The organism is Lentzea sp. NPDC005914 (genome assembly GCF_040629405.1).
Taxonomy (GTDB): Bacteria; Actinomycetota; Actinomycetes; order Mycobacteriales; family Pseudonocardiaceae; genus Lentzea.
This window is the reverse complement of the sequence record NZ_JBEXVQ010000033.1, coordinates 93,740-120,182: the sequence shown is the minus strand read 5'-3', so window position 1 is coordinate 120,182 and position 26,443 is coordinate 93,740. Positions and strand designations below refer to the sequence as shown.

At 68.7% G+C, this 26,443-nt stretch carries 29 protein-coding genes; 16 read left to right on the top strand and 13 right to left on the bottom strand.

Going from position 1 to position 26,443, the window contains the following annotated elements:
* Window positions 1-151: 151 nt before the first annotated feature.
* Both scpA and ABZ345_RS36065 read right to left on the bottom strand, forming a co-directional pair.
* Window positions 152-2,287 (bottom strand): methylmalonyl-CoA mutase, encoded by a 2,136-nt coding sequence (scpA, locus tag ABZ345_RS36070; RefSeq protein ID WP_359858938.1) that lies wholly within the window; start codon window positions 2,285-2,287, stop codon window positions 152-154.
* Entirely contained in the window at window positions 2,284-4,092 is a 1,809-nt protein-coding gene (locus ABZ345_RS36065; protein WP_359858936.1) for a methylmalonyl-CoA mutase family protein, read from the bottom strand. Before ABZ345_RS36065 ends, scpA begins: the two co-directional genes overlap by 4 nt.
* 90 nt (window positions 4,093-4,182) lie before the next feature.
* On the opposite strand from ABZ345_RS36065, the gene ABZ345_RS36060 reads away from it, so the two are divergent.
* From ABZ345_RS36060 to ABZ345_RS36050, 3 genes are read left to right on the top strand one after another with little or no spacing between them, the layout of a single operon-like run.
* Window positions 4,183-5,820 (top strand): serine/threonine-protein kinase, encoded by a 1,638-nt coding sequence (locus ABZ345_RS36060; protein WP_359858934.1) that lies wholly within the window; start codon window positions 4,183-4,185, stop codon window positions 5,818-5,820.
* Window positions 5,821-5,829: 9 nt separating this feature from the next.
* Window positions 5,830-6,621 carry a purine-nucleoside phosphorylase gene (locus tag ABZ345_RS36055; RefSeq protein ID WP_359858932.1) on the top strand — a complete coding sequence of 264 codons (792 nt, stop codon included), beginning with the start codon at window positions 5,830-5,832 and terminating at the stop codon, window positions 6,619-6,621.
* A complete protein-coding gene (locus tag ABZ345_RS36050; RefSeq protein ID WP_359858930.1) occupies window positions 6,618-8,219 on the top strand; it encodes a phospho-sugar mutase in 1,602 nt (533 codons plus the stop codon). Before ABZ345_RS36055 ends, ABZ345_RS36050 begins: the two co-directional genes overlap by 4 nt.
* Here the strand turns inward: ABZ345_RS36050 and ABZ345_RS36045 are convergent.
* A complete protein-coding gene (locus tag ABZ345_RS36045) occupies window positions 8,212-8,547 on the bottom strand; it encodes a hypothetical protein (RefSeq protein ID WP_359858928.1) in 336 nt (111 codons plus the stop codon). The genes ABZ345_RS36050 and ABZ345_RS36045 overlap by 8 nt on opposite strands.
* 33 nt (window positions 8,548-8,580) lie before the next feature.
* Window positions 8,581-9,195 (bottom strand): class I SAM-dependent methyltransferase, encoded by a 615-nt coding sequence (locus ABZ345_RS36040; protein ID WP_359858927.1) that lies wholly within the window; start codon window positions 9,193-9,195, stop codon window positions 8,581-8,583.
* Window positions 9,196-9,215: 20 nt separating this feature from the next.
* Between ABZ345_RS36040 and ABZ345_RS36035 the strand changes: the two genes are divergently transcribed.
* On the top strand, window positions 9,216-9,683 hold the full coding sequence (locus ABZ345_RS36035) for a hypothetical protein (RefSeq protein WP_359858925.1): 468 nt from the start codon (window positions 9,216-9,218) through the stop codon (window positions 9,681-9,683).
* Window positions 9,683-10,135, top strand: a complete 453-nt coding sequence (locus ABZ345_RS36030) for a flavodoxin family protein (protein WP_359858923.1) — start codon at window positions 9,683-9,685, stop codon at window positions 10,133-10,135. The genes ABZ345_RS36035 and ABZ345_RS36030 overlap by 1 nt, the downstream gene beginning before the upstream one ends.
* A gap of 70 nt (window positions 10,136-10,205) precedes the next feature.
* Here the strand turns inward: ABZ345_RS36030 and ABZ345_RS36025 are convergent, their stop codons facing one another.
* The 4 genes from ABZ345_RS36025 to ABZ345_RS36010 are packed head-to-tail and all read right to left on the bottom strand — an operon-like array spanning window position 10,206 to window position 12,211.
* A complete protein-coding gene (locus ABZ345_RS36025) occupies window positions 10,206-11,126 on the bottom strand; it encodes an aldo/keto reductase (RefSeq protein WP_359858946.1) in 921 nt (306 codons plus the stop codon).
* 47 nt (window positions 11,127-11,173) lie between these two features.
* A complete protein-coding gene (locus tag ABZ345_RS36020) occupies window positions 11,174-11,551 on the bottom strand; it encodes a MerR family transcriptional regulator (protein WP_359858921.1) in 378 nt (125 codons plus the stop codon).
* A gap of 34 nt (window positions 11,552-11,585) precedes the next feature.
* A complete protein-coding gene (locus tag ABZ345_RS36015; RefSeq protein WP_045315410.1) occupies window positions 11,586-11,972 on the bottom strand; it encodes a Fic family protein in 387 nt (128 codons plus the stop codon).
* Between the two features lie 32 nt (window positions 11,973-12,004).
* Entirely contained in the window at window positions 12,005-12,211 is a 207-nt protein-coding gene (locus ABZ345_RS36010) for a type II toxin-antitoxin system VapB family antitoxin (protein ID WP_045315411.1), read from the bottom strand.
* 55 nt (window positions 12,212-12,266) lie between these two features.
* On the opposite strand from ABZ345_RS36010, the gene ABZ345_RS36005 reads away from it, so the two are divergent.
* Window positions 12,267-12,857, top strand: coding sequence for a TetR/AcrR family transcriptional regulator (locus ABZ345_RS36005; protein ID WP_359858918.1), 591 nt, complete (start codon window positions 12,267-12,269; stop codon window positions 12,855-12,857).
* 85 nt (window positions 12,858-12,942) lie between these two features.
* Here ABZ345_RS36005 and ABZ345_RS36000 read toward each other — a convergent pair whose 3' ends face one another.
* Together ABZ345_RS36000 and upp are read right to left on the bottom strand one after the other, a co-directional pair.
* On the bottom strand, window positions 12,943-14,232 hold the full coding sequence (locus tag ABZ345_RS36000) for a glycoside hydrolase family 18 protein (protein WP_359858916.1): 1,290 nt from the start codon (window positions 14,230-14,232) through the stop codon (window positions 12,943-12,945).
* Between the two features lie 94 nt (window positions 14,233-14,326).
* Complete coding sequence (gene upp, locus ABZ345_RS35995) at window positions 14,327-14,950, bottom strand: uracil phosphoribosyltransferase (RefSeq protein ID WP_359858914.1); 624 nt, start codon at window positions 14,948-14,950, stop codon at window positions 14,327-14,329.
* A 33-nt stretch (window positions 14,951-14,983) separates the two neighbouring features.
* On the opposite strand from upp, the gene ABZ345_RS35990 reads away from it, so the two are divergent.
* From ABZ345_RS35990 to ABZ345_RS35955, 8 genes are all read left to right on the top strand, one after another.
* A complete protein-coding gene (locus ABZ345_RS35990) occupies window positions 14,984-15,595 on the top strand; it encodes a maleylpyruvate isomerase family mycothiol-dependent enzyme (RefSeq protein WP_359858912.1) in 612 nt (203 codons plus the stop codon).
* 34 nt (window positions 15,596-15,629) lie between these two features.
* A complete protein-coding gene (locus tag ABZ345_RS35985; RefSeq protein WP_359858910.1) occupies window positions 15,630-16,622 on the top strand; it encodes a Gfo/Idh/MocA family oxidoreductase in 993 nt (330 codons plus the stop codon).
* Window positions 16,623-16,781: 159 nt separating this feature from the next.
* Window positions 16,782-16,979, top strand: coding sequence for a hypothetical protein (locus ABZ345_RS35980; protein ID WP_359858908.1), 198 nt, complete (start codon window positions 16,782-16,784; stop codon window positions 16,977-16,979).
* A gap of 55 nt (window positions 16,980-17,034) precedes the next feature.
* Window positions 17,035-17,643, top strand: a complete 609-nt coding sequence (locus ABZ345_RS35975; RefSeq protein ID WP_359858944.1) for a DUF1707 domain-containing protein — start codon at window positions 17,035-17,037, stop codon at window positions 17,641-17,643.
* Complete coding sequence (locus ABZ345_RS35970) at window positions 17,643-18,053, top strand: hypothetical protein (RefSeq protein ID WP_359858906.1); 411 nt, start codon at window positions 17,643-17,645, stop codon at window positions 18,051-18,053. Before ABZ345_RS35975 ends, ABZ345_RS35970 begins: the two co-directional genes overlap by 1 nt.
* A 184-nt stretch (window positions 18,054-18,237) precedes the next feature.
* A complete protein-coding gene (deoC, locus tag ABZ345_RS35965; RefSeq protein ID WP_359858904.1) occupies window positions 18,238-19,194 on the top strand; it encodes a deoxyribose-phosphate aldolase in 957 nt (318 codons plus the stop codon).
* Window positions 19,195-19,200: 6 nt separating this feature from the next.
* Window positions 19,201-20,628, top strand: coding sequence for an aldehyde dehydrogenase family protein (locus ABZ345_RS35960; RefSeq protein WP_359858902.1), 1,428 nt, complete (start codon window positions 19,201-19,203; stop codon window positions 20,626-20,628).
* Window positions 20,621-21,484 carry an aldehyde dehydrogenase family protein gene (locus ABZ345_RS35955; RefSeq protein WP_359858900.1) on the top strand — a complete coding sequence of 288 codons (864 nt, stop codon included), beginning with the start codon at window positions 20,621-20,623 and terminating at the stop codon, window positions 21,482-21,484. Before ABZ345_RS35960 ends, ABZ345_RS35955 begins: the two co-directional genes overlap by 8 nt.
* Before the next feature lie 3 nt (window positions 21,485-21,487).
* Here the strand turns inward: ABZ345_RS35955 and ABZ345_RS35950 are convergent, their stop codons facing one another.
* Genes ABZ345_RS35950 through ABZ345_RS35940 form a run of 3 tightly spaced genes read right to left on the bottom strand, consistent with a single transcriptional unit; the run spans window position 21,488 to window position 23,429 of the window.
* Window positions 21,488-21,679 carry a hypothetical protein gene (locus tag ABZ345_RS35950; protein ID WP_359858899.1) on the bottom strand — a complete coding sequence of 64 codons (192 nt, stop codon included), beginning with the start codon at window positions 21,677-21,679 and terminating at the stop codon, window positions 21,488-21,490.
* Window positions 21,676-22,302 carry a response regulator transcription factor gene (locus ABZ345_RS35945; protein WP_359858897.1) on the bottom strand — a complete coding sequence of 209 codons (627 nt, stop codon included), beginning with the start codon at window positions 22,300-22,302 and terminating at the stop codon, window positions 21,676-21,678. The genes ABZ345_RS35950 and ABZ345_RS35945 overlap by 4 nt, the downstream gene beginning before the upstream one ends.
* Entirely contained in the window at window positions 22,299-23,429 is a 1,131-nt protein-coding gene (locus tag ABZ345_RS35940) for a histidine kinase (protein WP_359858895.1), read from the bottom strand. The genes ABZ345_RS35945 and ABZ345_RS35940 overlap by 4 nt, the downstream gene beginning before the upstream one ends.
* Window positions 23,430-23,537: 108 nt before the next feature.
* Between ABZ345_RS35940 and ABZ345_RS35935 the strand changes: the two genes are divergently transcribed.
* Both ABZ345_RS35935 and ABZ345_RS35930 read left to right on the top strand, forming a co-directional pair.
* Window positions 23,538-24,212 carry an ABC transporter ATP-binding protein gene (locus tag ABZ345_RS35935; protein WP_359858893.1) on the top strand — a complete coding sequence of 225 codons (675 nt, stop codon included), beginning with the start codon at window positions 23,538-23,540 and terminating at the stop codon, window positions 24,210-24,212.
* Window positions 24,209-26,395 carry an FtsX-like permease family protein gene (locus ABZ345_RS35930; protein ID WP_359858891.1) on the top strand — a complete coding sequence of 729 codons (2,187 nt, stop codon included), beginning with the start codon at window positions 24,209-24,211 and terminating at the stop codon, window positions 26,393-26,395. The genes ABZ345_RS35935 and ABZ345_RS35930 overlap by 4 nt, the downstream gene beginning before the upstream one ends.
* Window positions 26,396-26,443 lie beyond the last annotated feature (48 nt).

Genomic DNA, 26,443 nt, shown 5'->3' with positions numbered 1-26,443 from the left:
GACGGTTCGTACTCGGTGTACGCCCCGTTCGAATGGGCCAAGACCGTGCCGTTGCGCGCCCTCATATCGGGCATATGGGGGCGCGGGGGAGGCACCGCGAGGGACCCTGCTGGGCGCCAAAAGAACCCGGTGAAGGCCAGTGGTCATCGCACTAACCATGGTGGCCGAGCTGGTCCGCGAGTTTCACCAGCAAATCCTTGGCCGCGTCCGCGATCACCGTGCCGGGCGGGAAGATCGCCGACGCACCCGCCGCGTACAGCTCGTCGAAGTCCTGCGGCGGGATCACACCACCGACGACGATCATGATGTCCGCGCGGTCGAGCTTGGTCAGTTCTTCCTTGAGGGCCGGCACGAGCGTGAGGTGGCCCGCTGCCAGCGAGGACACGCCGACGATGTGCACGTCGGCCTCGACGGCCTGACGCGCGACCTCTTCCGGCGTCTGGAACAGCGGGCCGACATCGACGTCGAAGCCGAGGTCCGCGAACGCCGTCGCGATCACCTTCTGGCCGCGGTCGTGCCCGTCCTGCCCCATCTTGGCGACCAGGATGCGCGGCCTGCGTCCTTCTTCTTCCGCGAACGCCTCGACGACCTCGCGGCAGGCGTCCACGTTGGACACTTGGCCGACCTCCTGCCGGTAGACCCCGGTGATGGTGCGGATCTGCGCGCTGTGCCGCCCCCACACCTTGCCGAGCGACTCGGAGATCTCCCCGACCGTCGCTTTCGCGCGGGCCGCGTTGATCGCCAGCTCCAGCAGGTTACCGTGACCCGTCGCGGCGTTCGTGAGCTGCTCGAGCGCACTGTCCACAGCGGACTGGTCGCGCTCTTCCCTGAGCCTGCGCAGCTTTTCGAGCTGCTGGGCGCGCACGCCCGCGTTGTCGACCTTGAGGACGTCGATCTTCTCGTCGTTGGTCACCAGGTACTTGTTGACGCCGATGACGGGCTGACGGCCGGAGTCGATGCGCGCCTGCGTCCGTGCCGCGGCCTCTTCGATGCGCAGCTTGGGAATGCCCTCGTCGATCGCACGGGCCATGCCGCCGGCCTTCTCGACCTCGGTGATGTGCTCCCACGCCTTCTTAGCGAGCTCGTTGGTGAGGCGCTCGACGTACGCGCTGCCACCCCACGGGTCGATCACGCGCGTGGTGCCGGACTCCTGCTGGAGCAGCAGCTGCGTGTTGCGCGCGATGCGGGCCGAGAAGTCGGTCGGCAGCGCCAGCGCCTCGTCGAGTGCGTTGGTGTGCAACGACTGCGTGTGACCCTGCGTCGCCGCCATCGCCTCGACGCACGTGCGCGCGACGTTGTTGAACACGTCCTGCGCGGTCAGGGACCAGCCGCTCGTCTGGCAATGGGTGCGGAGGCTGAGAGATTTCTGGCTCTTGGGCTCGAAGGTCTGCACGAGCTTCGCCCAGAGCAGGCGCGCGGCCCGCATCTTGGCGATCTCCATGAAGAAGTTCATGCCGACCGCCCAGAAGAAGCTGAGCCGCGGCGCGAACGCGTCCACGTCCAGGCCCGCGGCCTTGCCGGCGCGGATGTACTCGACGCCGTCCGCCAGCGTGTAGGCCAGCTCCAGGTCGGCGGTCGCTCCCGCCTCCTGCATGTGGTAGCCGGAGATCGAGATGGAGTTGAACTTCGGCATGTGGGAGCTCGTGAAGCTGAAGATGTCGGAGATGATCCGCATCGACGGCTGCGGCGGGTAGATGTAGGTGTTGCGGACCATGAACTCCTTGAGGATGTCGTTCTGGATGGTCCCCATGAGCTGCTCCGGCTTCACCCCCTGCTCCTCCGCCGCGACCACGAACAGGGCCAGGATCGGCAGCACCGCGCCGTTCATCGTCATCGACACGGACATCTTGTCCAGCGGGATGCCGTCGAACAGCGTGCGCATGTCGTAGATCGAGTCGATCGCCACGCCCGCCATGCCGACGTCACCGGCGACGCGCGGGTGGTCCGAGTCGTAACCGCGGTGCGTCGCCAGGTCGAAGGCGACTGACAGGCCCTTCTGGCCCGCCGCGAGGTTGCGGCGGTAGAAGGCGTTCGACTCCTCGGCCGTCGAGAAGCCCGCGTACTGCCTGACGGTCCACGGCTGGTTGACGTACATCGTGGGGTACGGGCCGCGCAGAAACGGCGCGACGCCAGGGTACGTCTCGAGGAAGTCCAGTCCGTCCACATCGGACGGTCCGTAGACCGGCTTGACCGCGATGCCCTCCGGCGTCTCCCACACCGGCAGGTCGGTCTCGTACTTCGCCGACGGGAGGGGGCCGAGGTCGATGTCCGCGAAGTTGGGGATCATCGCTCCACTCCCATGAACTCGAAGGTGTTGTTCAGAATTTCCAGCGCCGGGCAGCCCATGTAGACGTAACCGTCGACTTCGGCCTCGCTCTTCTTGCCTGCGAGGAGTACCCGCTCGGCGCCTGCTTTGCGCAGGGCTTCGACGGTGACGACGGCCTGGTCGGCGTAGCTGGTGTCGCTGCCGCAGACGACCGCGAACTTGGCTCCGGACTGCTTGAACTTCTCCGCGACGTCTTCGGGGGTCTTCGTCGGGCCCGCGTTCGGGGTGGCGAAGCCGCCGGCGTTGAAGAGGTTCGCGGCGAAGGTGGCTCGGGCGGTGTGCGCGGACACCGGGCCGAGGGTGGCCAGGAAGACCTGCGGGCGTTCGGGCTGGGCGTCGGCGAGGTCGCGCAGCTCCTCGAAGGCCTGTGCATAACGAACCCTCGGCAGCCCGAAATTGTCAGACCCGCCTGAGAAACTTGGGATGGGGGGTGCGTCCCCCCAGGGGGCCTGCGAATCGGAATCGATTCCGGAGGAGGCGTCGGCGGCGGTCTCGCGGGCAGGAGCAGTCTCGCGGACAGGCGCGGGCTCGCGGACGACCGGCTTCTCGTTCAGGTTCGGAAACTCGCTAACACCCGTGATCGGGTCACTCCGGTCAGCGAGCCGGGCCGACCTCGCCGCCCAAGTCGACGCGATCCGGGACGCGACCAGCTGCCCAGCGGCAGGCAGACCGCCCGCCCGTTCGATCTCCTGGAACCAGGCCCAAGCGGCAACAGCCAGCTCGTCCGTCAGCGATTCCACGTACCAGGACCCGGCGGCGGGGTCGATCACCTCACCGAGGTGCGACTCCTCCAGCAGCAGGTTCTGCGTGTTGCGCGCGACCCGCCGGGCGAACTCGTCCGGCAGCCCGATGGCGGCGTCGAACGGCTGCACCGTCACCGCGTCGGCGCCACCGAGACCGGCGGCCAGCGTCGCGATCGTGGTGCGCAGCATGTTCACCCACGGGTCGCGGCGGGTCATCATCGCCGACGACGTCACCGCGTGCTGCACCTGCGGAACGTCCACGCCGGACACCTCTGCGACGCGAGCCCACAGGCGGCGGGCGGCGCGGAGCTTGGCGATGGTCATGAACTGGTCGGCGGTCGCGGCGTAGCGGAATTCAAGCTGCGCGAAAGCATCCGAAACCGGCAGGCCCGCGTCGGTCAGAGCCCGCAGGTACGACACCGCCAGGGCCAGCGAGGCGCCCAGCTCCTCGGAGTCCGAGCCGCCCGCGTCGTGGAACGGCAGCGCGTCCACCACCACGGTCCGCAGCGACGGGAACTGCTCGCGAGCCTGCTTGATGACGTCGAGAGCAGGACCGAAAGGCACCAACCCGAGGTTGCCGCGCACCTCGGAAGCGAGCACCGGCGCCTGGTCGTAGATCCGCAGCATCGCTCGGGCAGCCTCGACGTCGCCGTCCAGCACGATCTGCGCGAGGTCGAGGTAGACGCCGTCGAGCACGCGTTCGAGAGAGGAAGCCGGCAGCGCGAGCCACAGCGAGGTGACGCCGCCCTCGAGGTCGTTCATCAACGCGACCGGATCGGGCACGGCGTGGCGCTGGCGGACGTCCCAGCCCTGCTTCACGGGCGCCAGCGCGTACGGAGGCAGCGCGTCGTCCACCGTGTACAGCGGCTGGAGCTCGAAGCCGTCGTAGGTCTTCGTGACCAGCGAGTCGTAGCTCGCTCCGGTCTTGCGAAGGACGGCGTCGACCAGCTCTCGCCACTGTTCCCTCGACGCCGAGGGGAACTCGTTCGGGCGGAATTCGGCGGGCAAGGCCAACTCCATCATGCGTTGCAGTGTTACCGACCAGTACCGACACGGCTATGTGAGGTTCACCGCCGTTAACGATGCAGTCAGTGTGTCAGGAAGAATGACGGTGTGGAGAACGGTGACCAGGAGCGCTTGATCGCGGCTAGGTACCGGCTGCTGCACCTGCTGGGTCAAGGGTCGATGGGCACAGTTTGGGCTGCTCACGACGAGGTGCTGCGCCGGCAGGTCGCGGTCAAGGGGATCCTGCGGCCGCCCGGCATGCCGGACATCGCCGCCGACGAGCTGCGAGAACGGACCATGCGCGAGGCGCGGGCCGTCGCCGCGCTCTCTCACCCGAACCTCGTAACGCTCTACGACGTCGTCCAGCACGACGGCGACCCGTACGTGGTGATGGAACTGGTGCCGTCGCGCAGTCTCGGCGAGGTGCTGCAGGAGCAGGGCTGCCTCACCGAGAAGCAGGGTGCGGCGGTGCTGGACGCGATCGCGGCGGCGCTGGCGTCGGCGCACCGGGCGGGCATCACGCACCGCGACGTGAAGCCGGGCAACGTGCTGATCGCCGACGACGGGCGCGTGAAGCTCACGGACTTCGGCATCGCGCGCAACGTCGCCGAGGCCACCATGACCGCGCGCGGCATCACGCTCGGCACGCCCGCCTACATCGCGCCCGAGGTCGCTCAGGGCGGTGACGTCTCCGAGGCCGCCGACCGGTGGTCGCTGGGCGCGACGATGTGGGCCGCGATGGCCGGCGAGCCGCCGTACGTGGGCAAGAACGTCATGCAGACGATCAACGCGGTGATCCACGGCGACGTGCCGGTGCCCGCGGGTGCCGGGCGGCTCTCGCAGGTGATCAGCGGGCTGATGCAGAAGGAGCCGGGCGAGCGGATGTCGCTGGTCGACGTGCGCAAGCAGGTCTACCCGCTGCTGCCAGAACCGGGCACCGACGCGTTCGAGGTGCGCGAGACCGTGCCGCTGCCGGTGATCGTGCGGCCGAAGCCGAAGATCGAACCGGACGCGCCGCTGGCCGACGACCCCGGCCCGTTGCCGTTCATGGTCACCAAGCCGATCACGTCCAGACGTCCGCGCGGACGGGTGGCCACGACGTTCATGCTGGTCGCGGCACTGGTGTTGTTCGCGGCGGGCTCGGGTGGCGGGTTCGCGCTGACGCGGCTCGCGGCGGGGGCGCCGTTGCTGCCGCCGACCCAGCAGACGTTGCAGACGCTGCCGACCCTGCCCACGTCCGCGAAGCTCGAGCCGCGCACCGCGTCGGCCGTGACGGCGATCGGTGACCAGGGCGGGAAGTTCACGCTGAACGTCGAGGCGAGCTGGACGACCTACGCCGAACAGCGCGCTGCGGACAAGCTGATGCCCGCGTCGGCGGTGGTGCACTTCCTGTCCGACACAGGTGCGTACGAGGTCGCGGTGCAGCGGTTCCCCGACTTCTACCCGAAGCGGACCATCAGCGCGTACACGTCCAGCGTGCGGGCGCGGTGGCCAAGCCGCTTCTTCGGCGGCGACATGGTGCTGACACCGAACCTCCCCGGGCCGCGCAGCGAGGACGGCATCCAGTTCATCTACAAGACGGTGGAGGGTGACGGGACCGAAGCGCTGGGCCGGTCGCACTTCTCCCGCGTGCTGCCGTACGGCAACGACCTGTGGGTGGTCGAGGTCATCGTCCCGACCGAACAGCAGGACGAGGCGCGGGTGCGGCTGTTCGACGCGATCGCCTCGACGTTCGCCCCGGTTTAAGCTCTCGCGGTGACTCCAGAAGAGCTGGCCGGCAAGGCCGCGGAAGAGATCCAGAGCCGCACCGGCGTGGCGAAGCACGACATCGCGATCGTGCTCGGCTCCGGCTGGCGGCCCGCAGCCGACGTGATCGGCGACGCGATCACCGAAATCCCCGTGGGTGAGCTCGAGGGCTTCGAGGCGCCGACCGCGCTCGGCCACGGCGGCACCATCCGTTCCGTCGAGGTGGGCGGCAAGAAGGTCCTCGTCGTCCTCGGTCGCACCCACGGCTACGAGGGCAAGGGCGTGCAGAAGGTCGTCCACGGCGTGCGCACGGCCGCTGCCGCCGGCGTGTCGACGATCATCCTGACCAACGCGGCCGGTGGCCTGCGCCAGGGCATGTCGGTCGGGCAGCCCGTGCTGATCTCCGACCACCTCAACCTGACCTCGCTGTCGCCGCTGGTCGGCGCCCGGTTCGTGGACCTGACGGACCTGTACTCGCCGCGGCTGCGCAAGTTGGCGCAGGAGATCGACTCGTCGCTGGAAGAGGGTGTGTACGCAGGTCTGCCGGGCCCGCACTTCGAGACGCCCGCCGAGATACGGATGCTGCGCACGCTGGGCGCGGACCTGGTCGGCATGTCGACCGTGCACGAGGCCATCGCCGCGCGCGCCGAAGGTGTCGAGGTGTTCGGTCTGTCGCTGGTCACGAACCTCGCGGCGGGCATCACCGGTGAGCCGCTGAACCACCAGGAGGTGCTGGACGCCGGTGCCGCCGCCGCTCAGCGCATGGGCACGCTCCTGCGTGAGTTGGTGGACCGCGCATGAGCCTGACGCCGGCACTGCGTGACGCGACGTTCCGGTGGATCGCTGACGACCCCTCCGCGGCTGACCGCGAGGAGCTGCAGGGCGTGCTGGCGCGGGCCATGGGCGGAGACGCCGCCGCGTTGGAGGATCTCCAAGACCGCATGGCCGGGCCGCTGACGTTCGGCACCGCCGGGCTGCGCGGGCCTGTCCGGGCGGGCACCAACGGCATGAACGTGGCCACGGTGGTCCGCACGACGGCCGGTCTGGCGTCGTGGCTCGGGACCTCCGGGCTGGTGTTCGTCGGGCGCGACGCCCGGCACGGGTCGGAGGAGTTCGCCACCGCCGCCGCCGAGGTGATGGCGGCCGCGGGCTTCGACGTGCGCGTGCTGCCAGGGCCGTTGCCGACGCCGGTGCTGGCCTTCCTGGTGCGCAACCACGGTGCGGTGGCGGGGATCCAGATCACCGCGTCGCACAACCCGCCCGCGGACAACGGGTACAAGCTGTACCTGTCCGGCGGGTCGCAGATCGTGCCGCCGTCGGACGGGGAGATCGAGAAGGCGATCGAGGCTGTTCCGGCCGCTGTGTCGGTGCCTCGTGCGTCGTCGTACTCGACGGTGTCCGATGCCGAGATCGACGCCTACCTGGAACGGGTGGCGTCGCTGCCGTCCGGACAGGCCAGGACGCTGAAGATCGCGTTGACGCCGATGCACGGCGTCGGTGGCGCGTTCGCCGTGGAAGCGTTGCGGCGCGCCGGTTTCACCGACGTGCACGTGGTGCGGTCGCAGGCGGTGCCGGACCCGGACTTCCCGACCGTGGTGTTCCCGAACCCGGAGGAGCCCGGCGCGTCCGACGAGCTGCTTTCCCTTGCGGCGTCGGTGAACGCGGACCTGGCGATCGCTCTGGACCCGGACGCCGACCGGTGTGCTCTGGGCGTGCGGGACGGTGAGACGTGGCGGATGTTGCGCGGCGACGAGACGGGCGTGCTGCTCGGGTCGCTCGTGCTGTCGACCACCGAGTCCGCGGATCCGTTGGTGGCAACGACGATCGTGTCGTCATCGCTGTTGAAGTCGATCGCGGCGGCGCACGGTGCCCGGTACGCGGAGACGCTGACCGGCTTCAAGTGGCTGGCGCGGGCCGGTGAGGGCCTGGTGTTCGCCTACGAGGAAGCACTCGGCAACTGCGTCGATCCCGCTCACGTGGCGGACAAGGACGGCATCTCGGCCGCCGTCGTGGCCGCGGATCTGGCAGCGGGCCTGAAGGCGTCGGGCCGCACGTTGCTGGACGCGCTGGACCAGCTCGCGCTGGACCACGGCCTGCACCTGACCGACCAGATCTCCTTGCGGTACACCGATCTGTCGCTGATCGGCGCGACCATGGCGCGGTTGCGCGCCACCCCACCCGCTGACTTCGCCTCGGAAGACCTGCTGCCCGGCGCGGACGTCCTGCGCTGGACGGCGGACGGCGTGCGCGTGATCGTGCGGCCGTCCGGCACCGAGCCGAAGCTCAAGGCGTACCTCGAGGTCGTCGAGCCGGTCACGGACGGACTGGAGTCCGCCCGTGCCGCTGGTAAGGCTCGGTTGGCCGAGTTGCGTGAACGGGTGACGGAGCTGGTCAGCTAGCCAGCGCGATCATCAGGCACAGCACGGCGAGCGCGAAGCCCCCGCCGGCCACGAAGTAGGCCCTTCTGGTCGGCGGGGCGATCGCGTTGCGACGCCCCTCGGTGACCGCCGCGACGGCGATCCGACCGAAGATGTACGCGATCGTGCAGAGCCCCACGCCGAGTCCGAGCAACATCGTGTTGACGTCCCACGGGCTGTGGTCGAACCCCGGCCACACCGACGCGAAGAGGGGCCCGATGCCGATCATCCCGATGGCGATCGCAAGGCCGAAACCCCAGGTGATGCGACGCTGGCGAGGACTGGTGGTCATAAGGGCAGTGGTCTTCATGGTCCCTCCTGTGTACACCCACTAGGACGTCTGTCAGGCCGCGGGGTTCCGTTTGCGGAGCAACAAGAACGCCTGCGGTCCCCCTTCGTCCACACCCTTCTGACGTTGCAGCCGTGCCACTTCGTTGAACCCGGCCGCGGTCGCGTTGCTCACGGTCTCGTCGATGTCGTGCCAGTACACGTGAAGGTCCACGTCGTGGCCGTACGCGTGGGTCAGGGGTTTCTTCAGATCGCCCAGCTTGAAGGCGTGCAACAGGTACCCGCCAGGTTTCACGACGCGGTGGAACTCCTGCCAGGGCACGTCTTGCGCGGGCATGTGGACCGTCGAGTACCAGACGACCGCGCCGCCGAGGCTGTCGTCCTCCAGGTCCAGCTTCGTGATGTCGCCCTGGGTGAACGTGAGGTGCGGGTACAGCTTTCTCGCCTGGTCGAGCATGCCGTCGGACAGGTCGATGCCGAACGCGTCCAGGCCGAGCTCGTGCAGGTGCTGGGTGATGCGGCCGGCACCGCAGCCCAGGTCGCCGACCGGGCCTTCGGTGAGCTCGGCGAAGGCCCGCATGATCGCGGCGTCGAGCGGGCGGCCGTCGTGCGCGTCCGGGATGAGCTGGGCGTAGCTCGCGGCAACAATGTCGTAGGAGGCGCGGGTCATGGTCATCTATGTTGCCGCTCATGGAGTACACGCGGCGTGATCTCGCACAGGCCGTGCTCGACGCACACCCGGCCAGCAGGCGCGGCCTCAACATGTTCTACGGCGCGTTCAGCGACGACATGAAGAAGTATCAGGTCCAACTGTGCGACGGCCTGCTGAAGGCTTTCGGCGTCGACCTCGCCTCCAACATGGCGATGAAGATGATGCTGAACGCCACGGTCGCGTCGAACTCGGCCATCACCGGTCCGATGAGCAACTTCGGCGAGGCCGGCTTGATCATCCGCAAGCTGGAGGGCAGCGGCGTGCTCGCCAAGGTGGACGAGATCTCCGCGTTGAACGAGATGTCGCGCAAGGCGCACCTCGACATCGTCGAGGAGGTGCTCGGCATGGTGGACTCCACCGTCGAGTCGGTCACCACCGCACATCTGGTCGCGCTCGGCGTGAAGGTCACACCGCCGAAGACCGGCGACTACGAGATGGACTACTGATGGCGCGGTTGTTGATCGTCCACCACACGCCGTCGCCCGCGCTGCAGGCCATGTTCGAGGCCGTCGTCGCCGGTGCGACGACACCCGAGATCGAGGGCGTCGAGGTGGTGCGCCGAGCCGCGTTGTCCACAACCGCTGTGGATGTCCTGGAGGCCGACGGCTACCTGTTGGGCACGCCCGCCAACCTCGGCTACATGAGCGGCGCGTTGAAGCACTTCTTCGACACCGTCTACTACCCGTGCCTGGACTCCACACAGGGCCGGCCGTTCGGGCTGTACGTGCACGGCAACAACGACACGACGGGTGCGGTGCGCAGCGTGGAGACGGCCACGACCGGCTTGGCCTGGGAGAAGGTGGCGCAGCACGTGGTCGTCACGGGTGAGCCGAAGAAGGCCGACCTGGAGGCGTGCTGGGAGCTCGGCGCCACCGTCGCGGCCCAGTTGTCCACATGAAACCAGGGTTGTCCACAGCTTCTTGTCCCCAACCTGTGGACAACCCTGGGGATATCTTCGAACGTATGTTCTATCGACCCACGGAGCTCATGTCCGGGTAGCGATCTCCGGCGACGGCCGAGGCGGGCACGGCGGCCTCGATCGCGGCCAGATCGTGAGCGGACAGCTCCAGCGAAGCCGCCGCCACGTTCTCCTCCAGGTACTTGATCCGCTTGGTACCCGGAATCGGCACGACGTCGTCGCCGCGGTGCTGCACCCACGCCAAGGCCAGCTGACCAGCGGTCACGCCGCGATCAGCAGCCAGCGCGCGCAGCTCCTCGACCATCTTCAGGTTCGTGTCGAGGTTCGACCCCGAGAATCGCGGCTGAGCCACGCCCCGGAAGTCGCCCGCACCGAAGTCGGCGGCGGACGTGAACCGGCCCGTGAGCACGCCACGGCCGAGCGGCGAGTAGGGCACGAGCCCGATCCCCAGCTCGCGCGCCGTCGGAACGATCTCGGCCTCGATGTCCCGCGACCACAGCGACCACTCGCTCTGCAGAGCCGTGATCGGGTGCACCGCGTGAGCCCGGCGCAGCGTGGCGGCACCGGCCTCGGACAGGCCGAGGAACCGCACCTTGCCCTCGGTGACCAGCTCGGCCATCGCGCCGACGGTCTCCTCGATCGGCGTGTCAGCCGGCACCCGGTGCAGGTAGTACAGGTCGATCACATCGGTCCCGAGCCGCTTGAGCGAGCCCTCGACCGACGACCGCACGTAGTCGCGATCGCCGCGAATCGAGCGGGAACCGCCCTCCTCGCGCACGATGCCGAACTTCGTGGCCAGCACGACGGACGAGCGACGGCCCGCGATCGCGCGGCCCACCAGTTCCTCGTTCACGTACGGCCCGTACATGTCGGCCGTGTCGAGCAGCGTGACGCCGAGCTCGAGAGCCCGGTGGATCACCGAGATCGACTCCGACTCGTCGCCGACGCCGTAGAACTCCGACATTCCCATGCAGCCGAGGCCCTGCGGCCCGACCTCCAACGATCCCAACAAACGGCTCACGCCGTCGCCTCCAAGTCCCGCTCGACCACCGCGTAGTGGTCGATCTTGTAGTCGAGCACTTCCAGACAGGTCTGCAGCTCCGCGATGCGAGCGCGGACATCGCTGCGGTGCTCGACGAGGATCTGCTTGCGGCGACCTGCCGTCAGGTCGCCGCGGTGCCTGAGCTGCGCGAACTCGCGCATCATGCGGATCGGCATGCCGGTCGTGCGCAGGCGCGTCACGAAGGCCAGCCAACCCAGGTCTTCCTCGGAGTAGCTGCGACGCCCACCCGAATCTCGCGCGGGCGGGTCGACGAGCCCGATTCGTTCGTAGTAGCGCAAGGTGTCGATGGACAACCCACTGCGCTGCGCGGCTTGGGCTATCGAGTAACTCACGAGTTCGACGCTAAGACCTGGAGTGCACTCTAGGTCAAGCGGAATCCTTCGGGAGTCCCCACGCTTCGAGATGGCCGGCCATCTCCGGGACGTCGATCTTGTCGCGGCCCAGGGCTCGCACGAGGTCGAGCGCGTCGTCCTCGTCCGCGTCGATCCAGTAGCCGTTGATGTCGCACATCGTGACGGCCGAGACCCAGCCGAGCCGCCAGTTTCCCTCGACCAGGGGGCGGGTTCGCACGATCGAGTCGAGCAAGGCGGAGGACTTCAACCACAGCGTGTCGTAAGCCTCCACGCCGAGCACGGTGGCGCGGGGACGGTAGGCCGCCGTGTCCAGCAGGCCGATGTCCCGGACGACGAGATCGCCGCCGGTCACGGCCGTGGCCAGCACTAAGAGGTCCCCGGCGTCGAGGTAGGAGATCACGGCACCCAGTTGATCACAGAGGTCTGACAGTTTCAGGAAGATCCGAGCCTATCCAAAAGACCTCGGTACTTCGGCAGGACTCGCCCTAGGACCTCGCCGAGCTTTTCTTCCTGCTGCATGCGCTGGTAGCGGTCCGCGATCGCGAGACGCACGACCTCCTGCTTGGAGCGGCCCTCGGCCTGCGCCAGTTCAGCGAGCCGGTGGTTCTCCTCGTCGGTCAACCGCAAGGTCATCGCCATGCAGGGACGGTACCAATCTGATACCACTCAGACCAGCGGCCGTTAGGATTGCGTGATGCCCCGGCCCAAGACCCACGACGACGCTCTGCGACGGCGTCTGCTCGAGCGGGCCGGCGAGCTGCTCAGCAGCGAGGGACCCGACGCGGTGAGCCTGCGCAAGATCGCCACCGACGTCAACACCTCGACGACCGCGGTCTATTCCCTCTTCGGCGGAAAACCGGCGTTGCTCGAGGCGCTCTACGACGAGGCGTTCGCCCGGTTCGGCGCGCATCTCACGGCGGTGCCGGTCACCGAGGACCCCGCCGAGGACCTGGTCCAGATCGGGCTGGCGTACCGGCGCAGCGCGCTCGCGGACCCGCAGTTCTACTCGGTGCTCTACTCGAAGGTCGTCGAGCCGACCAAGGCGATGAGCCGCGCGGCGGGCAGGACGTTCGCACCGGTGATCAACACGGTGCGGCGGGCGATCGAGCGGAAGGTCTTCCTGAACGAGGACCCCGAGCAGATCGCGATGTCGATGTGGGGCATCGCGCACGGCCTGGTGAGCCTGGAGCTGGGCGGAAACCTGCCGCCGGGCATCGACGCCGCCGCCACCTACGAGCTGGCGTTGCGCGCGCACGGCAGAGGCTGGCTCATCCAGCGAAACTGACGGAATCCGGGGAGGCGGCCGCCGCGAAACCTCCCCGGACCCGCTGAACTGTCCGGTCCGGACAGTCCGTCTACTGGGCAGTGCCCTACTTCAGGGCACCGTCCAGAGCCTTGATCAACTCGGCGTCCGCGGTGTCACCGTCGAGCGACCAGATCATCGCGCCGCCCAAACGGCGGTCGTTGATGAAGTGAGCCTTGCGCTTCATCTCGGTCGCGTCGTCGTAGGTCCACCACGTCGTGCCGTCGTAGATCCACGCGAAGCCGGCGCGCTCATCGCGGTAGATCTTGTACTTCGGGTCGGCCAGCTTCGGCTTGAGAGCGTGGAAGTCCTCGTAGCCCGCCTCGTACGTGGCCGGCGCGGGCGTGCCCGTGCCGAACAGGCCGTTGCGCGCGCCGGGTGCCACGCCGGTCCAGCCGCGTCCGTAGAACGGAACGCCGAGCACCGCCTTCGACCGCGGAGCACCGCGCCGCAGCCACGCGTTGACCGTCACCTCGGAGCTGAACTCGAACTCCGACGGGTCGCCCTTGGGCACCCGCAGCGCGGACTGCTGGTTCGCCGGGGCGTCCCACGCGCCGTGGTAGTCGTAGCCCTGAAGCGTGCCGAAAGTGAGGTAGCAGAACACCTTCGACGCTTCGAAGCCGCGGTCGACCTGCACCGGGTCGGCCGGGAGGAACGCGGTCAGGTCGCGGTTCCAGCCCATCTGCTTGCGGTACTCGGCGAGCAGCTTGGTGAAGTTCTGCTTGTCCTCGGGACGCACGACGTTGGGCGGCTCCATGTTGCCGTTGCTGGCAGGCCATTCCCAGTCGATGTCGACGCCGTCGAAGATGCCCTTCGCGGCACCCTCGGGCAGACCGGGCAGGTTGCCCTTGATCCACATGTCGGTGCACGACTTGACGTGCGCGGCGCGCGAGGCGTCGTCCAGCGCGGCGTTGGAGAAGTAGCGCGAGCCCGTCCAGCCGCCCAGCGAGATGTTGATCCTCAGCTTGGGATATTGGGCCTTGAGCTGCTTGAGCTGATTCAGGTTGCCCGCGAGCTGGCCCGGTTCGTCGGCCTTGCCGTTGACGGACTGCTCAGCGGTGTAGGGCATCTGCCAGTCGGCCCACGGATCGGCGCTGACGCACTTGCCCGACTCGTCGAGGAACCCGAAGGCGTAGTTGAGGTGCGTGAGCCGTGCGGCGGCCCCGCTGTCGACGAGGTTCTTGACCCGGAAGTTCCGGCCGTAGACGCCCCACTGGATGAAGTACCCGACGGTGCGGGTCTTCGAATAACCGTGGTGCCCGTTGGTCTCGACATCTGCGTTCGCCGGCACGACGGCCAGCGACGCGGACAGGGCGCCGACCGCGAGCGCGGCGGCACCCCATCTCCGTCTGGACATTTGTCTCCTCAAACGATGGCGGCAGCGGCGTTGTGGTCCAGAGCACGTTAGCTCTGAGGTCTAGACCACTGCTACGTCCGATCGGAGGTATGTCCTAAACCGCTCCGTACAGACGGTCACCGGCGTCGCCCAGACCAGGCACGATGAAGCCGGAGTCGTTCAACCGCTCGTCCACGGAAGCCGTGATGAGACGAACTGGCAGCTTCGAGTCCTCGAGATGGTTGATGCCCTCGGGCGCCGCGAGCACGCACACGGCCGTCACGTCGGTCGCACCGCGCTGGGTCAGCAGCCGGATCGTGTAGGCCATCGAGCCACCGGTCGCGAGCATCGGGTCGAGCACGAACACCGGGCGTCCGGCCAGGTCCTCCGGCAGCGACTCCATGTACGGCGTCGGCTGCAACGTCTCCTCGTCGCGCGCGAGCCCCACGAACCCCATCTGGGCGTCCGGGATCAGCTTGTGCGCCTGGTCGGCCATGCCCAGCCCGGCCCGCAGCACCGGCACGAGCAGCGGCGGGTTCGCGAGCTTGTGGCCGGTGGTGCGCGCGACCGGCGTGTGCGTGCGCTCCTCGGTCAGCGGCGCCTCGCGCATGGCCTCGTAGACCAGCATGACGGTGAGTTCCTGCAGCGCGGCGCGGAAAGCGGCGTTGTCCGTGCGCGCGTCGCGCATGGTTGTGAGTCTCGCCTTGGCGAGTGGATGATCGACGACGAGGACGTCCATGCTCGACACCGTAACCGCTGGGAGGAGCTAGGGGTGTTCGAAGAGATCTACCGCGAGGCACGTCAGCGCATCGTCGGCCTGACGATGGGCCTGACCGCAGAGGAGCTCGGTCGCGTGGTACCCGCCTGTCCTGAGTGGACCGTCCATCAGCTGATCGCGCACCTGGCCGGCGGGGCGTCCGATCTGGTGAGCGGCCGCACGGAGGGCGCGCCGTCGGACGAGTGGACCGCGCGGCACGTCGCGGAACGCGCGGACGTCCCGGCGGACGACCTGCTGGAGCAGTGGAACGAGTCCGGCACCCGCATCGACGCGATGGAGCGCATCCCGTTCCAGCTGGCGATGGACGCGATCACGCACGAGGCCGATCTGCGCGCTGCCCTGGGTCGCGAACGACTGCCGGACGCGGTGTGGCAGCCGACGCTGGTGTGGATGGCGCCGCGCAGGCTGACCGACGTGACGGTGAAGACCGAGTTCGGTGCTTTGGGAGACGGTCCGATCACGCTGGAGGTCGACGGCTACGAACTGTGGCGCGCGTTCTTCGGCAGGCGTTCGCGCCGCCAGATGGAGTCGTGGAACTGGTCCGACCCGGCGCCTATCGATCGAATCCCGTTCTTCCCTTCCCGCACCACGGATCTGGTCGAGTGAACACCGTTAACTAAGTGGGTGTAGGGTCGGCCGCGTGACAGACCACGTGCGCATCGGAGTCCTCGGCGCGGCCATGATCGCGCCGGCCGCTGTCATCCGCCCGGCCCGCTCCTCGACCGTCGCCGAAGTCGTGGCGGTGGCCGCGCGATCCGCCGACAAGGCCCAGACGTTCGCCGACAAGCACGGCATTGCGCGCGTGCACGGCTCGTACGAGGACCTGCTGGCGGATCCCGCGGTCGACGCCGTCTACAACCCGCTGCCCAACGGCCTGCACGGCAAGTGGACGCTGGCCGCGCTGGAAGCCGGCAAGCACGTGCTGTGCGAGAAGCCGTTCACCGCCAACGCTTCGGAAGCCGCCGCCGTGGCCTCGGCGGCCAACGCCTCCGGCCTGGTGGTGATGGAGGCGTTCCACTACCGCTACCACCCGCTGGCCGTGCGCGTGGACGAGATCATGCGCTCCGGCGTGCTGGGGCCGTTGCGACACGTCGAGGCGTCCGTCTGCTTCCCGCTGCCGGTGTTCTCCAACATCCGCTACGACTACTCGCTCGCGGGCGGCGCGATGATGGACGCGGGCTGCTACGCCGTGCACATGGCACGTCTGCTGGGCGGCGAAGAGCCCGAGGTCCGTTCCGCACGAGCGTTGCTGCGCGGGCCGTCCATCGACCGGGCGATGCGCGCGTCGCTGCGTTTCCCTTCTGGCCACACGGGTTCCGTGCACGCGTCGCTGTGGTCGTCGACGGTGTTCAAGCTGTCGATGAAGGCCATCGGCGAGAACGGCACGCTGAGCGTGTTCAACCCGCTCGGGCCGCAGGCGTTCCACCGGCTGTCGCTGAAGCTCAAGAACCGCAGCACTTCGGAGAAGTTCGGGAAGCGCGCGACCTACGCCTACCAGCTCGACGCGTTCACCGACGCGGTGCTGCACGGCAAGCCGTTCCCGACAACCGCGGACGACGCGGTGAAGAACATGACGGTGATCGACTCGATCTACCGGGCGGCCGGACTGCCGCTGCGCCAGCCGACGGCGTGACCTCGGGCGGGTCGACGGTGCGGCCGTCGACCCTCCGGTGACGAACCCGTTCCGATGATCACCCGATTCGGGGCCCGCACAACCCGATCCGGGAGTAAAGAATCGACAAAGCGACTCCGAAGTGTCTCTTGAGCCAGTTGAGACGCGGAGGTACGAGCGGTGACGATCGAGCAGAAGCCCGGCCAGCAGTTGTGCGAGTCCCCGCTGGTCATCTTGGGTGTGTCCGCGTCACTGGCGGTGGTGATCGGTGTGCTGCCCATGACGTGGGGCTACAGCCCGACGCTCGCTGCGGCGCTCGGAGCACTGCTGGTGCTGGCATTTGCGATCACGGTCAAGTACGCACCGAACCGCAGGTGAGGGTTCTAGACTCGATCGGGTGAGCGACGAGCTGGTACCCGCTGACCAGAGTCACATGCGCGCCTCCGACGCCGACCGGGAACGGATCGCGCAGGTGCTGCACAAGGCGACCGCCGAGGGCCGCCTCGACATCCACGAGCTGGACGAAAGGCTCGTGGCCGTCTACGCCGCGAAGACCTACGGCGAGCTCGTTCCCATCACCGCGGACCTGGTGCTGAGCGGCCTGCCCCAACCGCCGGTCATCCCGCAGTACCAGCCTGCGGTGAGCGACCGCATCGGCGGCGAGCCGGGCAGCGCGGTGTCGGTCGCCTTCTGGTCGGGTGTCAACCGCAAGGGCCAGTGGGTGGTCCCGCGCCTGCACAACGCCGTGGCGGTCATGGGCGGCATCGAGCTCGACCTGACCCACGCGCGCTTCGCCGAGGCCGAGGTCACGATCAGCGTGTTCGCGTTCTGGGGCGGCGTCGAGATCCGCGTGCCGGACGACATCAACGTGAAGGTCGACGGGTTCGGGTTCATGGGGGCGTTCGAGGACAGGGCGCCAGGGCGGCGGCACATTCCCGGCGCACCGACGGTGCGGATCACCGGGCTCGCGATCATGGGTGGCGTCGAGGTGAAGGGGCCCAAGCGCAAGAAGGGCCAGATCCTGCGCGAGCTCCTCGACTGATGCTGCTGGCGGAGTTCGTCGAACGGGTGGGGCAGACCGGCGTCGTCTTCATGATGAAGATAGACGGACCGCGGCCGCGCAACAAGTGGACGCTGCGCCTGCGCAAACCGCCGTACGCCGACGAGTACTGGATGTCCGGCGGCGACTTCGCCGACCTCGACCGCGCCCTTGCGAGCGCGCGCAAAGACCTGGCGACCCTCCCCGGCGACTGGTCGTGGCTCGACGAGCCGATCAGTGACGCCGACGGGTACGCGGAGCTCTTCGACGCGCTCGGTGAGGCCGGCCAGCTGTTCATCGTCCAGTACAGCCTCGACTCGAAGTGGGTGCTGTTCGCGGGCGGGGTCAAGCAGGAGGGGTTCACGAACCTCGACGAGTGCGTCCTGGAAGGGCTCGCCGAGCTGGGGTGGTGAAGGACTCCCTCTGACAGACCCGTTTCGTTGATCCGAGCGGCACCGGCAGTGACGCTCAGAACGCACCGGAGATCGACGAGATCACTGTGCCGCTGCACCGCGCACAGATGCGTCGACAAATGGCCTGACCTGCGCAGACGGCTTCACTTAGGACGGGCGTCCCATTCCGCCTAGACTCGCAGGCATGGCTGCTCCAACGACACTGCCGTCGGCCCTGGCTGACGCCGTGCGCGACGAATCGTCGCTGCGGCGTTTCCTGCACGGGCTCCCCGGCGTCGACCAGGTCGGCGTCGAGCAACGAGCCGCGGGCCTCGGCACGCGGAGCATCAAGAAGGCCTCCAAGCTGCACGCCATCGACCTGGCGATCAGCATGGTCGACCTGACCACGCTGGAAGGCGCCGACACGCACGGCAAGGTGCGCAGCCTGGCCGCCAAGGCGCGCAGGCCCGACCCCGAGCGGCCCGACGTGCCGAAGGTCGCGGCGGTGTGCGTCTACCCGGACATGGTCAAGACGGCCGCGACGGAGCTGCAGGGCACGGGCATCAACATCGCCAGCGTCGCGACGGCGTTCCCCAGCGGGCGCAGCACGATGGACATCAAGCTCGCCGACACGCGCTTCGCCGTCGAGCAGGGTGCGACCGAGGTCGACATGGTGATCGACCGGGGTGCGTTCCTGAGCGGCCGGTACGGGCAGGTGTTCGAGGAGATCGTCAAGATCAAGGAGGCGTGCGGGGACGCGCACCTCAAGGTCATCCTCGAGACCGGTGAGCTCGTGACGTACGACAACGTGCGCCGCGCGTCCTGGCTGGCGCTGCTCGCGGGTGGTGACTTCATCAAGACGTCGACCGGCAAGGTGCAGCCCGCCGCGACGTTGCCGGTCACGCACGTGATGCTGCAGGCGGTGCGGGACTGGAAAAACCAGACCGGAGAGCTGCGCGGCGTGAAGCCCGCCGGCGGCATCCGCAGCACCAAGGACGCGATCAAGTACCTGGTGGCGGTGCACGAGGTGGCCGGGCCCGAGTGGCTCGACCCGCACCTGTTCCGCTTCGGCGCGTCGACGTTGCTCAACGACCTGCTCATGCAGCGGCGGACCCAGTTGGACGGCCACTACAGCGGCCCGGACTACGTGACGGTGGACTGAGAAGACATGTGGGAATACGCCCCCGCGCCCGAGTCGCGGGACATCGCGAACCTCAAGCCGAACTACCGGATGTTCGTCGACGGCAAGTTCGTCGAGGGCTCCGGCGAGCCGCTCAAGACCATCAACCCCGGCACCGAAGAGGTGCTGGCGGAGGTCTCGACGGCGTCCGCGTCCGATGTGGACACCGCGGTGAAAGCCGCGCGCAGGGCTTACGACCGCGTGTGGTCGAAGATGCCCGGCTCCGAGCGCGCCAAGTACATCTACCGGATCGCGCGGCAGATCCAGGAACGCGGGCGTGAGCTCGCGGTGCTGGAGTCGCTCGACAACGGCAAGCCGATCAAGGAGTCGCGCGACGTCGACGTGCCGACGGCCGCGGCGCACTTCTTCTACCACGCGGGCTGGGCCGACAAGCTCGGCTACGCGGGGTACGGTCCCGACCCGAAGCCTCTCGGCGTTGCGGGACAGGTGATCCCGTGGAACTTCCCGCTGCTGATGGCCGCGTGGAAGATCGCGCCGGCGCTGGCGTGCGGCAACACGGTCGTGCTCAAGCCGGCCGAGACCACGCCGCTCAGCGCGCTGGTGCTGGCCGACATCATCGCGCAGTGCGACCTGCCGCCGGGTGTCGTCAACATCATCCCGGGCGCCGGTGACGTCGGCGCGACGCTCGTCGAGCACCCGGACGTCAACAAGGTGGCGTTCACCGGGTCCACGGACGTCGGCAAGATCATTCAGCGCCAGCTGGCCGGTACGAACAAGAAGCTCACGCTGGAACTGGGTGGCAAGGCCGCGAACATCGTGTTCGACGACGCGCCGCTCGACCAGGCCGTCGAGGGCATCGTCAACGGCATCTTCTTCAACCAGGGCCACGTCTGCTGCGCCGGAAGTCGTTTGCTGGTGCAGGAGTCCGTCGCGGACGAGCTGCTCGAGAAGCTGCACGCGCGCGTCAGCACGTTGCGCGTCGGCGACCCGCTGGACAAGAACACCGACGTCGGCGCGATCAACTCGCGCGAGCAGCTCGCCAAGATCAAGGAGCTGACCGAGTCGGGCGAGGCCGAGGGCGCCCAGCGGTGGACGTCGTCGTGCCCGTTGCCGGACAAGGGTTTCTACTTCGCGCCGACGGTGTTCTCCAACGTGTCGCAGGCGATGCGGATCGCCCGTGAGGAGATCTTCGGCCCGGTGCTGTCCGTGCTGACGTTCCGCACGCCCGACGAGGCCGTGGCCAAGGCGAACAACACGCCGTACGGCCTGTCCGCGGGCGTCTGGACGGAGAAGGGCTCCCGGATTCTCTGGATGGCGCAACGGATGCGCGCCGGCGTGGTGTGGTCCAACACGTTCAACCGCTTCGACCCGACGGCCCCGTTCGGCGGCTACCAGGAGTCGGGCTTCGGCCGTGAGGGCGGCCGCACCGGTCTGGAGGCCTACCTCGATGTCTGATCGCGTCTCGGTCGCGAAGACCTACAAGCTCTACATCGGCGGCGCGTTCCCGCGTTCCGAGTCGGGTCGCAGCTACCCGGTGACCGACTCCAAGGGCGGCTTCCTCGCCAACGCCGCGCAGGGCTCCCGCAAGGACGCCCGTGACGCGGTCGCCGCCGCCCGCAAGGCTTTCGGCAGCTGGTCCGGTGCCACGGCCTACAACCGCGGCCAGGTCCTGTACCGGGTGGCCGAGGTGCTGGAGGGCCGCCGCGAGCAGTTCATCACCGAGGTCGCCGCGTCCGAGGGCGTGCCGGTGAAGAAGGCGCAGTCCCTCGTGGACGCCGCGATCGACCGCTGGGTCTGGTACGCGGGCTGGACGGACAAGATCGCGGCCGTGCTGGGGTCCGCGAACCCCGTTGCCGGGCCGTACTTCTCGTTCTCCACGCCGGAGCCGACGGGTGTGGTCGCGGTGCTCGCGCCGCAGCAGTCGTCGTTGCTGGGCCTGGTGTCCGTGGTCGCGCCGGTGATCGCCTCCGGCAACACCTGCGTGGTCATCACCTCGCAGGAACGCCCGCTGCCGGCGATCACGCTGTCGGAGGTGCTCGCCACCAGCGACCTGCCCGGCGGTGTCGTCAACATCATCACCGGCCGGACCGCGGAGATCGCGCCGTGGCTCGCGTCGCACGGTGACGTGAACGCGCTCGACCTCACCGGCGCGCCCGAGTCGCTCAGGGCCGACCTGGAGCGCTCGGCGGCCGGCACGGTGAAGCGCGTGCTGCGCAACAAGGTCAGCGAGGACTTCGCGGTCACGCCGGACATGTCGCGTCTGCGCGCCTACCTGGAGACGAAGACGGTCTGGCACCCCATGGGTGTCTAGAACCTAGTCGGCGGCGTAGGTCTTGCCCTGCGCCGCCAGCTCCTCCCCCAGGATCCTGATCGCCTTCGGGCCGACCCCGTGGATCTTCAGCAGCTCCTTCGCCGACACCTTCGTCAGCGAGTCGAACGTCGTGTAGCCGTGGGCGGCCAGCTGGCGGGTCGCGACGTTTCCGATGGTGCGCGGGAACTCCGTCACGAGTTGACCAGGCCCGCTCGCCACGCCCACGACGCGATCCCCACACGGTTGCGCACGTTGAGCTTCGTCTGCACCGACGCGAGGTGCGTCTTCACCGTCGACAGCGACAGGAAGAGCTCCGACGCGATCTCCTGGTTGCTCAGCCCGCGCGCCACCTCCCGCACGACGTCCTGCTCACGTGCGGTCAGCAACCCGAGATCGGGCCGCTCGGCCGGGCGCGCGAAGTGCTCCAGCATCCGCACGGTCACCTGAGGCGAGATCAGCGCGTTGCCCTGCGCCGCCGCCCGCACGGCCTCGACCAGCAACGCCGGCCCGGCGTCCTTGGTCAGGAACCCCGAAGCGCCGTTCTCCAACGCCGTGTGCACGTACTCGTCGAGGTCGAACGTGGTCACCACGACGACCTTGGTCGAACCCGAAATCTTCTTGGTGACCTCGAGACCGTCCAGTCCCGGCATGCGGATGTCGAGCAGCGCCACGTCCGGCTTGTGCTCGCGGACCGCGGTCACCGCCGCGATGCCGTCCGGCACGTCCGCGACCACCGTGATGTCCGGTTGCTTCTCCAGAATCATCCGAAACCCGACGCGGACCATCTCCTGGTCGTCGGCGATGAGAACCGAGATCACTTCGTCCCTTCCAGGGGTAGCTCGGCGAGCACCTGCCAGCCGTTCTCACGCGGGCCCGCCGAGAACAGGCCGCCGAGCAGGTCGACCCGCTCACGCATGCCTACGAGACCGTATCCACCCTGGTTCAGCTCGCCAGGCCGGCCGTCGTCGGCGACGATCACGCGCAGTGCCCCACGAGCCGTCCTGGAGATCTCCACGTCGATCATCGTCGGGGACTGGGCGTGTTTGTGCACGTTGGTGAGCGACTCCTGGACCAGGCGCAACACCGAGCGGCCGAGCTCCGGCGGCACCTCGTCGGGCAGGTCCACGCGCAGCCGGGTCTCGAAGCCGAGCTCGCGGGTGCGTTCGACGGCCGAGATCACGTCGGCGGCCAGGTCGGTCGTGGCGACCTCGTTCTCGCCCTGCCGCAGGGTGCCGACCATGCGCCGCATCGCGCCCAGCGCTTCCGTGCCCGATCGGACGATGCCCGGCAGCAGGCGGTGGGCTGCCTTCGGGTCGTCGTCGGAGACCTCCAGCGCGGCCTGGGCCTGCACGAGCATGCCCGTCACGTGGTGGGCGACCACGTCGTGCAGCTCGCGGGCCAGCGCGATGCGTTCTTCCTTCTGGGCGTCGGTGACGGCGGCCGCGATCAACCGGCCGCTCTCGCTGTCCCGCGCGCGGAAGTACATACCGACGCCGACGGCCCCGAAGCCCAGGACCAGCGAGCCGAGCATCTCGTTGTAGTTGCTGGACGAGATCCAGTTGTCGCGGACGATCGCGGCGAAGAAGCTCACGGCCATCAGCGAGGCCACCGACCACGTGGCGGCGCGGCGCGGCTCCTCGCGCACGACGACGGCGGTGAGGACGAGGCAGGCAGCGGTCTCGGCGACCGTCAGCGGGCTCAGCAGCGTCGGCAGGTTCACGTTGAACAGCCGGACGACGAACGACGCCACGAAGATCGACGCCACGGTCACCGGGATCGTGAAGGCGCGTGACTTGAACGAGAGCACGGCCGCGATGCACGGCGGCACGCTGAGCAGCCACACCAGCGCCTCCGCGCTGCGTGGCGTGTTCATCAGCACGAGCTCGCCGAGCATCAGCAGCGCGAGAACGGCGGCGATCGGCCATTGGCCCCGATGACTGTCCACGGCAGACAACGGTAGGACCATCACACCCCTCCGGCCTCGGTCATCCGGCTGATCCGGTGTGTCGTCAAGGCTGAGGTTTTGGCGCGGCGCACGCGGCACCGTGAACACATGAATTCGGTTCTGGCCGCTCGTGGCCTGGTCAAGACCTACGGCGACGTGCACGCTCTCGCCGGGGTGGACATCGACATCTCCGCCGGGGACGTGCTGGCGGTCGTCGGTCCGTCCGGCTCCGGCAAGACGACGCTGCTGCACGTGCTGTCCGGCATCCTGCGCGCCGACGGCGGCGAGGTGTTCCTCGACGGGCGCGCGATCGGCGAGCTGAACGAGACAGGGCGCAGCGAGCTGCGGCGGACGGCGTTCGGGTTCGTGTTCCAGTCGGGCATGCTCGTCGCCGAGCTCACGGCGGAGGAGAACGCCGCCCTGCCGATGCTGCTGGCCGGCCGTTCGCGGGAGGAGTCGCTCGGCGCGGCCCAGCTGTGGCTCGGGCGCCTCGGCCTGCAGGGCCTGGAGAAACGACGGCCCGGAGAACTGTCCGGCGGCCAGGCGCAACGAGTGGCGATCGCGCGGGCACTGGCGCACCAGCCTCGGGTGATCTTCGCGGACGAACCGACTGGTGCCCTCGACACGCGGACCGGCCAGGAGATGATGACCGCCCTCCTGCAAGCCGCGGACGAGACCAACGCGGCCGTCGTGATCGTCACGCACGACAAGGCGATCGCGGACCGGGCACTGCGCGTCGTCGAGATCCAGGACGGGCGCATCGCCGCGGGGGTGTCCGCGTGAGGATCGCTCTCGCGGTGCTGCGCAGGGACCGGCGCAGCCAGGTCGCGACCGTGCTGGTCGCGCTCGGCGTGATGATCGCGGTGTCGCTGGTGCTGTGGCTCGTCGCCGCACCGAACGGCCTGCAGGCGCGGGCGGACCGCACGGCGTGGCGCGACGTCATGGGTGGGGCCGAGAAGGGCGCCATTTCCGTTGCGCTGAACAAGGACTCGTTCGACGGCAAGCTGATCGAACGGTTCGACGTCGCGCGCAACAAGCAGGGCGACGTGCCGGTGGCCAAGGGAATCGCGAAGTTCCCCGAGGCGGGCGAGGTGCTGCTGTCGCCCGCGCTGTCCGACCTGGTGCGCGGCACGCCGGCCGAAAAACTCGGGAACCGCTTCCCCGGCAAGCAGATCGGCGAACTGGGGCCGGAGGCGCTGAAGTACCCCGGTGAGCTCGTCGCGATCATCGGGCACGACAGGATCGAGAACGGGTTCCAGGTCGCGGGCCTGGCCGGCGGCACCGGCTCGTACCGCGACGACTACCACGGAATGCTCTACCTGCTCACCCGCGTCGGGCTCGTGGTGCTCGTCGTGCCGTGCCTGGTGCTGGTCGCATCGGCCGCTCGATTGACCGCGGCGAAACGGGAACGGCGGCTGGCGGCGCTCAGGCTCGCCGGCGCGAGCCCGCGTCAGGTCGTGGTCATGACCGCCGCCGAGACAGCCGTCGGCGCGGTGGTCGGCAGCGTGCTCGGCGTGGTGCTGGCGCAGCCGTTCAGCCACATCACCGCGAAGATCCCGTGGGAGGGCGGCACCTGGTATCCGGGCGACTTCGTCCCCTCGACCGCGGTCGTGGTCGCGGTGGCCGTGCTGGCTCCGGTGCTCGTCGTCGCGGCGGCGATCACGGGGCTGCGGCGCGTGGTCCAGAAACCGCTGGCGGCCGAGGAGAAGCGCCAGGTCCGGTCGTGGCGGCTGCTGATGATCGCCGGGGCGATGGGCGTGTTCTTCCTCGGGATCATGTACGCGCAGCAGGTCAGCGGCGACAACCAGTTCACCGTGGTGCTGCTGGGACTGGGCGCGGTGGCGTTCGCACTCGTGCTGGCCGGTCCGGTGGTGACGGCGTGGGTCGGCCGGTTCTTCGTCTCGCGCTGGCACAAACCCTCGACCCTGCTGGCGGGACGGCGGTTGTCGGGTGACCCGGTGGCGGCGTTCCGCGGCTCGGCCGGGGTGGTGATCGCGGTGTTCACCGGCTCGATGGCGCTGACCATGTTGCCGGGACTGGCGAGCCAGGTGCCCTACCGCGACGACACGTGGAACGAGAACGCGATCGTCGCGGAGGAAGTGGCACACGACCTCACTCCGTTGCGCCTGCAGACCTCGGCGCCGATCGTCACGATGCTGGACGGCAGGGTGGACACGGGTGGGGAGGGCTCCTACAACCCGTACGTCGTCGTCGGGAAATGCGCTGACGTCGCCAAGGTGCTGAACGGGCTGAAGTGCGGGTCCGGGCCTGCCGTGTACTCGCACTCGAAGCTGGACGGCGGCGAGTTCTCCTCGACCGGCCCGCACGACGTCGTGACCACCCGGCTGCCCGCGCAGGTCGAGACGCGGCCGTTCGACGGCCACGGCCGGATCAGCGGGGTGATCGACCCGGAGCTGCTGCCCGGTGTCGAGGGCAAGGCGTCGATGGTCGGCGTGCTCACTTCCGCGGAGAACCGCGAGGCCGTGCACACGGCGTTGATCGGCACCCTGCCGGGCGTGCGGCTGGTGGACGGCGAGCAGCGGGAGCTCTACGGCGACACGCTGATGGAGGACCTGGAGCGAGCCACGATCATCGGTCTGTCGATCGCGGCGGTGCTCGGCGGCATCGGCGCGGCGGTGGCGGCGGCCGGGTCGGTGATCGACCGCAGGCGCACTTTCGGTGCGTTGATCGCGGCAGGAACTCCTGTTCGTGTCCTGGGTCACGCATTGCGCCGCGAAGTGATGTTGCCGGTGTTCGCGGTCACAATCGCGGCGTGCGGTGCGGGCATTGTCGTGGGTCTCGGATTGCTCACTCTGGCGCGCGGACTCGTCGGCCACGGCGAAATGCCCCTGACGCCGTGGGTGCTCGCTCCTGTGGGCGTCGGCATGGTGGTTGCGCTGGTAGCAGCCCTGGCCTGCGGTCCGGTACTACGCGGCATCAGCCCGCGGGATTACGCGGCCGAGTAGTTCTCGGCCGGAAGTACGAGGATGAGACTGGCCCTCAGCGCGATGTGC